At 32.6% G+C, this 12642-nt stretch carries 12 protein-coding genes; 6 read left to right on the plus strand and 6 right to left on the minus strand.

The window, feature by feature from the left end; genetic code table 11:
- Positions 1 to 3: 3 nt before the first annotated feature.
- From GN138_RS06030 to miaB, 6 genes are all read right to left on the minus strand, one after another.
- Positions 4 to 279 (minus strand): co-chaperone GroES, encoded by a 276-nt coding sequence (locus GN138_RS06030; protein WP_157362894.1) that lies wholly within the window; start codon positions 277 to 279, stop codon positions 4 to 6.
- 168 nt (positions 280 to 447) lie between these two features.
- Positions 448 to 795, minus strand: coding sequence for a preprotein translocase subunit SecG (secG, locus tag GN138_RS06035; protein WP_157362895.1), 348 nt, complete (start codon positions 793 to 795; stop codon positions 448 to 450).
- 1 nt (position 796) lies between these two features.
- Complete coding sequence (locus GN138_RS06040) at positions 797 to 1747, minus strand: hypothetical protein (protein WP_157362896.1); 951 nt, start codon at positions 1745 to 1747, stop codon at positions 797 to 799.
- Positions 1748 to 1750: 3 nt separating this feature from the next.
- A complete protein-coding gene (locus GN138_RS06045; RefSeq protein WP_157362897.1) occupies positions 1751 to 2254 on the minus strand; it encodes an LptE family protein in 504 nt (167 codons plus the stop codon).
- Between the two features lie 63 nt (positions 2255 to 2317).
- The gene (locus GN138_RS06050) at positions 2318 to 3583 is read right to left on the minus strand and encodes a sigma-54 interaction domain-containing protein (protein ID WP_157362898.1); all 1266 of its coding nucleotides are present in this window, start codon (positions 3581 to 3583) and stop codon (positions 2318 to 2320) included.
- Between the two features lie 6 nt (positions 3584 to 3589).
- Positions 3590 to 5035: a tRNA (N6-isopentenyl adenosine(37)-C2)-methylthiotransferase MiaB gene (gene miaB, locus GN138_RS06055; RefSeq protein ID WP_157362899.1), complete on the minus strand. Its 1446-nt coding sequence runs from the start codon at positions 5033 to 5035 to the stop codon at positions 3590 to 3592.
- A gap of 216 nt (positions 5036 to 5251) precedes the next feature.
- Between miaB and GN138_RS06060 the strand changes: the two genes are divergently transcribed.
- The 6 genes from GN138_RS06060 (at position 5252) to porL (ending at position 12605) form a co-directional block, all read left to right on the plus strand.
- Positions 5252 to 6037, plus strand: coding sequence for a hypothetical protein (locus GN138_RS06060; protein ID WP_157362900.1), 786 nt, complete (start codon positions 5252 to 5254; stop codon positions 6035 to 6037).
- A gap of 47 nt (positions 6038 to 6084) precedes the next feature.
- Entirely contained in the window at positions 6085 to 6516 is a 432-nt protein-coding gene (locus tag GN138_RS06065; RefSeq protein ID WP_157362901.1) for a hypothetical protein, read from the plus strand.
- Positions 6517 to 6669: 153 nt separating this feature from the next.
- Positions 6670 to 9198 carry a type I DNA topoisomerase gene (gene topA / locus GN138_RS06070; RefSeq protein ID WP_157362902.1) on the plus strand — a complete coding sequence of 843 codons (2529 nt, stop codon included), beginning with the start codon at positions 6670 to 6672 and terminating at the stop codon, positions 9196 to 9198.
- A 6-nt stretch (positions 9199 to 9204) separates the two neighbouring features.
- Positions 9205 to 10371: a formimidoylglutamase gene (locus tag GN138_RS06075; RefSeq protein WP_157362903.1), complete on the plus strand. Its 1167-nt coding sequence runs from the start codon at positions 9205 to 9207 to the stop codon at positions 10369 to 10371.
- Between the two features lie 165 nt (positions 10372 to 10536).
- Positions 10537 to 11883, plus strand: coding sequence for a type IX secretion system lipoprotein PorK/GldK (porK, locus tag GN138_RS06080; protein WP_449658205.1), 1347 nt, complete (start codon positions 10537 to 10539; stop codon positions 11881 to 11883).
- 83 nt (positions 11884 to 11966) lie between these two features.
- Entirely contained in the window at positions 11967 to 12605 is a 639-nt protein-coding gene (gene porL, locus GN138_RS06085; RefSeq protein ID WP_157362905.1) for a type IX secretion system motor protein PorL/GldL, read from the plus strand.
- Positions 12606 to 12642 lie beyond the last annotated feature (37 nt).

Here is a 12642-nt window from a genome sequence, read left to right on the forward strand (position 1 = left end):
GGATTAGATTATCGCCAAGATGTCACTTTCACGCATCATTAAATAATCTTTTCCTTCTAATTTAAGTTCAGTTCCTCCATATTTTCCATAAAGAACAGTATCACCAACTTTTACAGTAAGAGGTTCATCTTTTGTTCCGTTACCGATGGCCACAACAGTACCTTCTTGTGGTTTCTCTTTTGCGTTATCTGGAATAATAATTCCTGATGCTGTTTTAGTTTCAGCTTGCTTAGGTTCTATAAGAACTCTGTCTGCTAATGGTTTAATGTTTAAGCCCATTTGTTGTATGTTTTTTAAATTATTTAATTATTAATTTACGCTGAGGCGTAGTTCGAAAATTATGCCAATTGAAGTTGACTGACAAAGTTTCAGACCATGCTATTTAATCGTTAACCATAAAAAAAGCCAACTTAAAAAGTTGGCTTTTTTTATGGTTATAAAATTATATTATTCTGCGGTAGAACCAGCGTCTGTTGTTGGTTCTGGCGTTGCTGCAGGAGTTGTAACAGGCATTTCTGTAGCTTCATCCGCATCATAAGCTTTAGATTCTGTTGATCCACCAGAATTAATAGTTAGGTTAGATGCTAAAATTAAAACTATTAATGCTATGGCTAAAAACCATGTACTTTTATCTAAAAAGTCTCCTGTTTTTTTAACACCACCCATTTGTTGAGTTCCTCCACCTCCAAATGAAGAAGATAATCCTCCTCCTTTTGGGTTTTGTACCATAATTACTACGACAAGTAAAAAGGCAACGATTACGATTAGGACTAAAAATATTGTAAATGCACTCATTTTATATTGTATTATTATCTTTTAATTCTTTTACCAATTTTATTTGGTGTGCAAAGAAACTACTTTTTTCTGGATATTTCAAACTTAAAATTTTGTAAGATTGAATTGCTTTATCATAGTTTTTTTGTTCTAAATAAATCCTTGCTAAAGTTTCAGTCATTAAACTGTCTGAATTGGTGTCTTCATTGTTAACTAACTTAGGTTTAGGAGCTCTATCTTTTACTGGTTTTATTTTAGGATTATCAGAAATAAATTTGTCTATTAGTGCTAATTTACTTTGTAACGAACTTGTGCGTTCTGCTTCTAAATTCTCTTGTTTTAATTCTGTGTCTTCTAAAGGTTCTATTGGTTGATTAGTATCTGATTTATCTCTAATAATTGGTTTAAAACTTGTGATTTTTAACCATTCTGTAAATGAATGATTTTCAGATTTATCAAACTCTAAAGGTTTTCCTATATTAAGTTGCTCTTCAATAGTAATATTATTGAAATCTACAGCAATTATAGAATCTTCAATTTGAGGTATTTTAGGTTGTTCTGGTTTAGCTTCAAATAAATCTGGGTCCAAAACACCTTCAGTGGCTTTAATGTGTTCTTTTAATGCGTCATCTATGGTTACACTTTTATTAATAGAAATATCGTCTATTTCGTTAACTTCTAAATTTTTTATAGACGTTGTATTTTGTTTTATTTGTTCAGATATTTTATTCTGATTAAATGCTTTAGAAGTGATATATTCAAATAAAACACTACGATCTGTGGTGTACGCAGCAGTTGTTTTTAAAGCGTTATTATATTTATAACTGTCTGCTTGCTTAAGTCCTTTAAGGTATAAGGCTCTTAAGGGTTGAAAATATGGATACTCCTTAATGGCAGATGAAAGCATATCTATTTGAGATGCTGTAATAGCTTCGGGTTTTTGTAATAAAGGTGTTAAATTATGAAGCTGCATAGTTTACCAATCTGCTAATGATGCGTTAACAATGTCTTGTGTTAATCGTTCTAATATTTCATCGAAGGCGGTATCTTTTATTGTACCAGTTAGTTGTTCGCTTGCGCCATAATCATAATAGAATGAAAAGCGTTTATCAAAATCTTTTTCTTCGTCTTTGGTATTAATATATCTTACTTGAACGCTTATGGTTAGTCTATTTTGCGCGGCTGTATTTTCTGAGGTTGCTGTCATTGGTGCAATTCTATATTCAGTAATTTCGCCCTCGTATATAACTTCGCCACCAGAATTAACTAGGTTTGAACTGGTTTGATTTGTTATTACATCTTGAAGTGTAATTGTAAACAACTGATCTAATCCTGGTTCTACAATATCTGCAGTATTTCTAAAGAAATTAACCTGAAACGTTTCTGGTGTATCTGTTATGCCTGTAAATGAATAATTGACTTTACAGCCAAAGCTTGCAAGGCATATTACTAAAACAAGGATGTGTTTAAAGTTACTCATTCAATTAAATTATATGTTTTGTTTAATAACGAAAATTAGTTAATTATGTTTCTTAATGATATGCTAAAGATCAAACTGCTTTATTTTTCGGTATAATGTACGTTCGCTAATACCAAGTTCTGCGGCTGCCAATTTACGTTTTCCGCTATGACGCTCTAAAGATTTTTTAATCAATTCTAACTCTTTATCGTGTAAAGATAATGTTTCCTCTTCTTCAATTTCTTCAGCAAAATGATATTTATCATCAACATCTGTAATGATTTCTTTAGGTTCTTCGTTATGTGCCGGAATAGATAACACGCTTAAATCTTCTACTGAAGGTTCAAATTCTTGGTCTTTATCTTCGCCGTAAATTTTCTGAATTAAATGCTCATTATCTTTTTTAACATCAGAAGCGCTTCCGGTTTTCATCAGTTCCATTGTTAGTTTTTTTAAGTCATTTAGATCACTCTTCATGTCAAATAAAACCTTGTATAAAATTTCGCGCTCACTACTAAAATCACTCTCCGATTTAGTATTATTAACTATAGCAGGTAAGTTATTGCCTGTATTAGGTAAATAATTTTGAAGTGTTACACTATTAATGGTTCTGTTTTGCTCTAAAACAGAGACTTGCTCTGCAACATTACGGAGTTGCCTTATGTTACCATTCCAACGATATTTTAACAATAAACCAACTGCATCATCAGTTAATTTAACCGTTGGCATTTTGTATTTTAGAGCAAAATCACTCGCAAATTTTCTAAATAATAGATGAATATCGTCTTTGCGTTCTCTAAGTGCAGGAAGGTTAATTTCTATAGTGCTTAGTCTATAATATAAATCTTCTCTAAATTTTTCTTTTTTTATGGCTTCAAACATATTAACGTTTGTAGCTGCAACAATCCTCACATTTGTTTTTTGAACCTTGCTAGAACCTACTTTTATAAATTCTCCGTTTTCTAAAACACGTAACAAACGAACTTGTGTTGTTAATGGTAATTCTCCAACTTCATCTAAAAATATGGTGCCACCATCTGCCACTTCAAAATATCCAGAACGTGTAGAGGTTGCACCTGTAAACGCACCTTTTTCATGCCCGAATAACTCACTATCAATTGTGCCTTCTGGTATTGCTCCACAGTTTACAGCAATATATTTACCATGTTTTCTATGTGATAATTGATGAATTATTTTAGGAATACTCTCCTTACCAACACCACTTTCTCCTGTTACTAATACAGAAATATCAGTAGGCGCAACTTGAATCGCTTTTTCTATGGCGCGATTTAGTTTAGGATCATTTCCTATAATTCCGAAACGTTGCTTTATGGCTTGAATAGATTCCATAAATAATTAATTGTTTTTAGAATAACCAACAGCCTCACCAATAAGTGTTGCGCTTGTACAATCTGTGATTAGAACATTTACCAAATCACCAATTTTGTAATGTTCCTTAGGGAAAACAGCTACGGTATTATCTGAAGTTCTACCAGACCATTGTTTGTCTGATTTTTTAGATGCTTTTTCAATTAAAACCTCTACTGTTTTATTAAGATGTTGGCGTGTTTTAATTTCACTATATTTTCGTTCTAAGCTAATAATTTCACTTAAACGACGTTTTTTAACAGCTTCTGGTACATCATCTTCCATTTTTCGTCCTGCTAAAGTTCCTGGTCTTTCAGAATAGGTAAACATATAACCAAAATTATACTGCACGTACTCCATTAAGCTTAAGGTGTCTTGGTGATCTTCTTCTGTTTCTGTTGGGAAACCAGCAATTAAATCAACACTAATGGAACATTCTGGGATAATGCGTTTAATGTTGTCTACTAATTCAAAATATTCTTGGCGCGTATGTAAACGATTCATTTCTTTTAAAATTCGGTCACTTCCGCTTTGTACTGGTAAATGAATGTGTTTACAAATATTGTCGTATTTAGCCATGGTTTCAATGACATCTAAAGTGAAATCTTGTGGATTAGATGTCGAAAAACGTATACGCATTTTAGGTTGTGCTTTGGCGCACAATTCTAACAATTTAGCAAAATTAACCGCAGTAGCTTTTTGTAAATCTGAAGCGTTAACAAAATCTTTTTTTAAGCCTCCTCCATACCATAAATAGCTATCTACATTTTGGCCAAGTAGCGTAATTTCTTTAAAGCCTTTAGACCATAGGTCATTTACTTCTTCAATAATACTCTGTGGGTCTCTACTGCGTTCTCGTCCTCTTGTAAAAGGTACAACACAGAAGGTGCACATATTGTCGCAACCACGTGTTATGGATACAAAGGCCGTTACACCATTTGTATTTATTCTTACAGGTGAAATATCACCATAAGTTTCTTCTTTAGATAAGATAACGTTAATAGCATCCCGTCCTTCATCTACCTCGGCAAGTAAATTGGGTAAATCTTTATAAGCATCTGGCCCAACAACAAGGTCTACAATCTTTTCCTCTTCTAAAAATTTGGTTTTTAAGCGTTCTGCCATACAGCCTAATACACCAACTTTCATTTTTGGGTTAGTGCGTTTTACGGCATTATATTGTTGTAATCTTTTTCTAACCGTTTGTTCTGCTTTATCTCTAATTGAGCAAGTGTTTACTAAAACAAGATCAGCCTCTTCTAAGGTTTGTGTGGTATTAAAACCTTGTTCAGAGAGTATTGAAGCTACAATTTCACTATCACTAAAATTCATAGCACAGCCATAACTCTCAATGAATAATTTGCGTTTGTTACCTTCCTTTTTATCTAAAATTAAGGATTCTCCTTGTTTGGTTTCGTCTATAGTCTTTTCCATCGGTTGTTGTGAATACTTCAAAAAGCAATAAGCATGCAAAGATAATATTATTTTAGAGATTATGACAAAGTGGCAGTTATAAAATCGTTAATATTTACAATTCTGAATGCTTTTAAAAATTAAAGATTGATTAAATGAATTTTATTTGAATAGTTTTTTTCTTGATTAATTGTAAAAAATAGAGTTCTTTTGAAGTGCTAACCAAAACAAAAGATAATGAAAACTATTGAAATGAAACGTCGTATTGAAGATGCAAAAGCATTAGACTTTGGTACTATATTTAATCAGTCCATAGATTTATTTAAAAAAGTTTGGGTTCAAGGCTTAGTGGTGTTACTTCTTAATATGGTAATGATGACGCCATTGACCATGTTAATTTACATTCCTTTGTTTTTTTCTGGCTTTATGGATGCATATTCTTCAAGTTATGATCCATATACGTCGTCGCAACCAGAGATAGGAGCAATGTTTGGAGTTATGAGTGGCGTTTTTTACATTGTTATGATTGTTGCAACAAGTGTTATAGGTTTAGGTCTTAAAGCGGCATTTTACAGAATTTGTAAATTAAAAGACTTAGAGCAAATGGGGAGTGAGGATTATTTCTATTTCTTTAAAAAGCCCTATTTAGGTAAAACAATTATGTTAGGTTTAGCTTTTGGTGGTATTATGGTAGCGGCTTTGTTACTTTGTGTGTTTCCAATTATATACGTAATGGTGCCATTATCTTATATAGTAACAATTTATGCGTTTAATCCGGATATGTCAAATTCAGATATTATTAAAATGGCATTTGATTTAGGAAACAAGAAATGGTTTATTTCATTTGGTTTACTTTTGGTTTCAGGATTTCTAGCAGGTATAGTTGGTTTTTTAATGTGTTTTGTAGGTATTTATGTAACATCGTCATTTACTTATTTACCTCCTTACTTTATTTATAAAGAGGTTATTGGTTTTAATGAAGAAAATGAATCACTACAGATTGCCGAGACTGCAAGATTTTAGCAAGACACCATTTACATTAATATTTTATCTATATAATAAGGTGTGCAATGAAGCTGTTTAAATATTTAAATTATTTACTAGGTTGTGTTTTACTCCTTAATATGCAATGTAATGAAGAAAATGAGATAATTACAGACACATGTGGAGAAGAAATACAAATAGATAATTCTGTTTATTTAGAAGCAGAGTCTCATTTAATTGAAGCGATACAAATAAATGATGATTGTATAATACTCACTGTTTCAGATAGTGGTTGTGATAGTGATAATTGGGTAATAACATTAGTAGATTCGGGTAATATAGCAGAGTCAATGCCGCCACAACGGTATTTAAAATTAGCCCTTGTTAATGATGACGTTTGCTTAGCATATTTTACGAAACAACAAACTTTTGATTTAACAAACTTAAAGATTGAAGGCGTGGATGAAGTACTATTAAATTTTGAAGGATTTGCTGAGTCTGTATCTTATTACTATTAATTATAAATTTTTGTAAAACGTGAAAGGCGCGTAAAATATAAGTGTATTACGTTTTTTAATATAGGTAAATTACGTTAAAATGTATGCTAATTACGACCAAATTAGGTTTGTAAATTTATTTTCACATACATTTGTAAACGAAAAATTTTAAGAATGTCGAAGAATTTAGTTATTGTTGAGTCACCTGCAAAGGCGAAAACTATTGAAAAATTTTTAGGAAAAGATTATAAAGTTGAGTCCAGTTTTGGGCACATTGCAGATTTACCATCTAAAGAGTTGGGTGTTGATGTAGAGGGTGATTTTATGCCAAAATATCAAGTCTCCAAGGATAAAAAAGATGTGGTAAAAAAGTTAAAAGATTTAGCAAAGAAAGCAGAGATTGTATGGCTAGCTAGTGATGAGGACCGTGAAGGAGAAGCTATTGCTTGGCATTTAGCTGAGACTTTAAAATTAGATAAAGAAAAAACAAAGCGTATTGTTTTTCATGAGATTACAAAAACAGCTATAAATAAGGCTATTGAGAATCCTAGGGGTATCGATTATAATTTAGTAGATGCCCAACAAGCCAGACGTGTTTTAGATCGTATTGTAGGTTATGAATTATCTCCTGTTTTATGGCGTAAAGTAAAAGGAGGCTTGTCTGCGGGACGAGTGCAATCTGTTTCAGTACGTTTAATTGTAGAGCGTGAGCGAGATGTACAAGCTTTTAAAGCAAAAGCATCCTATAGAGTAGATGCAGAGTTTACTAATGAAAATGGTAACTCGTTTAAAGCAAAATTGCCAAAGAATTTTAATTCAGAAAAAGAAGCCATAGAATTTCTTAATAATAATATAGGAGCGACATATCAGGTTTCAGATTTACAAAAGAAACCAGCAAAGAAATCTCCAGCAGCACCATTTACAACATCAACACTTCAGCAAGAAGCGTCACGTAAATTAGGTTATTCAGTTAGTAGAACTATGTCTAATGCACAACGTTTGTATGAGGCTGGTCTTATAACTTATATGAGAACAGATAGTGTTAATTTATCTGATGAGGCAAAAAAAGGTGCTGAGAACGAAATTATTTCGGCTTATGGTTCAGAATTTAGTAACCCTAAAAATTACAAAGGAAAATCTAAGGGTGCACAAGAAGCTCATGAAGCTATAAGACCTACTGATTTCTCTAACCATACGGTAAACGTAGAACGTGATCAAGCAAGATTATACGATTTAATTTGGAAACGTGCTATTGCATCTCAAATGAGTGATGCTAAGTTAGAGCGTACAAATCTTAAAATTCAGATAAATTCTGAAAACAAAATTAATGAGCAATTTACGGCAAATGGTGAAATCATCACTTTTGAAGGTTTTTTAAAAGTTTATCTAGAAGGCACAGATGATGAGGATGCAGAACAAGATGGAATTTTGCCAGATTTAAAAGTAGGTGAGTCACTTCAAAATAAATATATTACCGCTACTGAACGTTTTACAAGACCTCCAGCTAGGTTTACAGAGGCATCATTAGTAAAGCAATTAGAGGAACTAGGTATTGGTAGACCATCTACTTATGCGCCTACAATTTCTACAATTCAGAATAGAAATTATATTGAAAAAGGAACACATGAGGGTGATGAAAGAGAATATAAACAGTTAGTTTTTGAAGATCAAAAGATTAAAAACAATACACTTTCTGAAAAAACGGGCTCTAATAAAGGAAAATTGGTTCCAACAGATATTGGCATCATTGTTACTGATTTTTTAGTAAATCATTTTGAAACGATCTTAGATTATAATTTTACAGCTAAAGTAGAAGATAAGTTTGATGATATTGCAGAAGGCAAAGAAGATTGGCGAGAAATGATGAAAGATTTCTACAAAGGATTTCATCCGCATGTAGAAGATGTTCAAGAAAATGCTGAGCGTGAATCTGGAGAACGTATTTTAGGAACAGATCCTAAAACAGGTCGTCAAGTAAGTGTGCGTTTAGGTAAGTTTGGACCAATGGTACAACTTGGTGTAATGGATGATGAAGAAAAACCAAAGTTTGCAAGTTTATCTCCAGATCAACATCTAAATTCCATTACTTATGAGGAGGCTATGGATTTGTTTAAACTTCCAAAAGCTTTAGGTCACTATAAAGAAGAGGAGGTAGAAGTAAATAATGGTCGTTTTGGTCCTTATGTGCGTTTTGGTAAAAAGTTTGTTTCACTTCCTAAGGGTGTTGACCCCTTAAGTGTAGATATGGATGAGGCAATGATATATATTAAGGAGAAAGAATTAGCAGATGCTCCTATATATATGTATAAAGATTTAGAAGTTACTAAAGGAAAGGGGCGTTTTGGGCCATTTATTAAATGGAACAATATGTTTATCAACGTAAATAAAAAGTACGATTGGGATAATTTATCTGAAGAAGATATTGTAACACTTATAGAAGAAAAGATTCAGAAAGAAATTGATAAAGTCATCCATAACTGGGAAGATGAAGGTGTAAGAGTTGAAAAAGCACGTTGGGGAAGACATAATATTATAAAAGGTAAGCAAAAAGTAGAATTAGCTAAAACGGTAGATGTAAGCAAAATGACATTGAAGAAAGCTCTAGATATTCTAGAAAAGAATGCACCTAAAAAGAAGGCTACAAAAAAGAAAGTCTCAAAGAAAACTACAGCAAAAAAGAAAACAACGACTAAAAAGAAGTAATAACCTATGAATTTTAATTTTCTCACGCCTGTATCAGATGCGGTTTTAGCTCACAATGAACTAACAGCGCAACAATCACTAGGAAAAAAAATTAAAATTCACTCACGCCAAAATGGAATTCCAGATTTAGATGGCGTGCAAATGGCTATTATTGGTGTAAAAGAAAACCGTAATGATGTTAATTATATAGGAGCTCAAATTAATTTTGACACTATAAGGAAAGCACTTTATACATTATTTCCTGGTAATTGGCATACAACAATTGCAGATCTTGGCGATATAGAACCCGGTGAATCAGTAGAAGATACTTATTTTGCTATAAGAACTGCTATTGCGGTTTTATATGAAAAAAACATTATTCCAATTGTTTTAGGTGGCAGTCAAGATTTAACTTATGCCAACTATCGTGCTTACGATGATTTGTTACCAATGGTAAACATTGCGAGTATAGATACTAATTTCGATTTAGGTGATGCTAGTCTTCCAATTAAAAATAATAGTTACGTTGGTAAAGTTATTGTAGAAGAACCGTATAACTTATTTAATTATGCAACGATTGGGTATCAGACTTATTTTAACGCTCAAGAAGAAATAGATCTCATAGAAAAGTTGTACTTTGAGGCCTACCGTTTGGGTGAAATTTCAGGAGATATTAATAAAGTAGAGCCATTACTACGAGATGCACATATAGTATCTGTAGATTTAAAATCGGTTAGGGCTTCAGAAGTAAGTGATAATCAAAAGTATTCACCAAATGGTTTTTCAGGAAAAGAGATATGTGCTATAAGTAGGTATGCAGGTATAAGTAATAAAGTATCATCTTTTGGCATTTATGAGTATCAAGGTTCTAAAAATGATAATGCAACTTCAATGTTGGTTGCTCAAATGATATGGTATTTTATTGAAGGTGTTAACTGTAGGGTTAACGACGATCAATTTAATAATGAAAGATATTATCAAAAGTATAATGTACTGGTAGAAGAAGACGAGTTGATTTTTTATAAAAGTTTAAAAACGGGTCGTTGGTGGATTGAAATTCCTTTTTTACCAAATGTTAATAATAAATTAAAAAAGCATACGTTATTACCATGCATGCATTCCGATTATGTGCTTGCAACACAGGGTGAAATACCTGAACGCTGGTTTAAGGCCTATAGGAAGAATAGCTTCTAAAATGTGCACTTTGTCGGATTTTTCCGTTTTTTTAGTCGACGAAATGCTTATTTTAAGGATGAAATGCAAAAAAAATTAAAAAAAAGTTGTTTATTCGAAAATATATAAATATGTTTACGACCTCAAAAATAATAATGACTAATTTAACCTCGAGTTACTATGAATATTAAGAAGTTTATTTTACTAACCACAGTACTAGTTTTGGTAGCCAGTTGTAATTCTGGAGACCGTGGCCAATTGGTAGGTGTTAAAGGAAAGGCCTGGCACCCAGAAAAACCTTATGGGATGACACTTGTTCCGGGTGGAGCATTTATTATGGGTAAATCAGATGACGATTTAGCTGGTGTGCAAGACGCACCAACAAGAACAGCTACAGTTCGTGCATTTTATATGGATGAAACAGAAATTACAAATAGCGAGTACCGTCAATTTGTAGAATGGGTAAGAGATTCTATTATAAGATTAAAATTAGCTGAGATGGCTGACTTAGAAGGTAAAACACCAGGTAGTGGAGATATTGGAGAGTTTGCATATAAAGATGCAAATCCAGAAGATCTTAATGCTTACGAAAGCTATATGCAAAATACATATGGTAATGAGCAAAGAAAAATTAATCACGATCCAGAATTAATTTTAAATACAGAAGATTATCCAGATGAGTTGTATGCTGAAGTTATGGATGGTATGTATTTACCAATAGAGGAGTCTTACAACGGACAGCGTACTTGGGATGTAAAACAATTTAAATTTCAATATACCTATATGGATATTGCTAAAGCTGCAAAGAACAGAGGTCTTAAGAGGTCTGAAGTAGTTGTTCAACAAGAAGTTGAGGTGTACCCAGATACTACAGCTTGGATTAGAGATTTCGCTTATTCTTACAACGAACCAATGCATAACGATTATTTTTGGCACGATGCTTATGGAGCATATCCAGTAGTAGGTGTGTCTTGGAAACAAGCACAAGCTTTTTGTCAGTGGAGAACATTATATCATAATGCTGATAGAAAGAAAAGAGGTATGCACGCTGTAAATTCATACAGATTACCATCTGAAGCTGAATGGGAATATGCTGCTCGTGGAGGATTACAAGGAGCTTCATATCCTTGGGGAGGACCTTACACTAAAAACGATAGAGGTTGTTTTATGGCTAACTTTAAACCATTACGTGGAGATTATGCGGCTGATCAAGCTTTATATACTGTAGAGGCAGATGCTTACGATCCAAATGACTTTAACTTATATAATATGGCTGGTAACGTATCAGAATGGGTAAATGGTTCTTACGATCCTTCATCTTATGAATATGCGTCATCAATTAACCCAAATGTTAATGATCCTAATAACTCTCGTAAAGTTGTTAGAGGTGGTTCTTGGAAAGACGTTGCATATTTCTTACAAGTAAGTTCTAGAGATTACGAATATGCAGATTCTGCTAGAAGTTATATTGGATTTAGAACAGTTCAAGATTACATGGGTACTGAGGTAACTAACAATGCAGCAACAAATTAAACTTAACTTAACTTAAAATTATATATTAATCCTTAATTGAGTCAAAACAACCAAACTCAATTTAAAAACTAAAATTTAAAATCATGGCACAAAAGAAATTATCAACAATGAATATGGTCTACGGACTTGGAGCTGCAATTGTAATTATTGGAGCGTTATTTAAAATCCAACACTGGCCATATGGTTCTGCTATTCTAACATTAGGTATGATTGTTGAAGCGGTAGTATTTACAATATCAGCTTTTGAGAAACAAGGAGACGACTTAGATTGGTCTTTAGTATATCCAGAATTAGCTGGTGGAGAATCTTTAGGTGGTAAAAAGAAAAAAGCTATCGAAGAACCAAAAGATGCAGAAGGTCTATTATCTAAAAAATTAGACAACTTATTGAAGGATGCTAAAATTGATGGCGAGCTAATGGCAAGTCTTGGTAACAGTATTAAAAACTTTGAAGGTGCAGCAAAAGGAATTTCACCAACAGTAGATTCTATGGCAGCTCAAAAGAAATATAGTGAAGAGATGTCTTTAGCAGCAGCTCAAATGGAGTCTTTAAATAGTCTTTATAAAGTACAGGTTGAGAGTGCAAACAGACAAGCGGCTATTAACGAAGAAGCTGTTGAAAATGCTACTAAATTAAAAGAGCAAATGCAATCCTTAGCATCTAACTTATCATCTTTAAATGGTGTATATGGTGGTATGTTAACTGCAATGAATAAAAACTAAATAGTTTTTTACTAAATATTAATTAATTATTAAAAAC

The sequence above is a fragment of the Winogradskyella endarachnes genome, assembly GCF_009741275.1.
Lineage (GTDB): Bacteria > Bacteroidota > Bacteroidia > Flavobacteriales > Flavobacteriaceae > Winogradskyella > Winogradskyella endarachnes.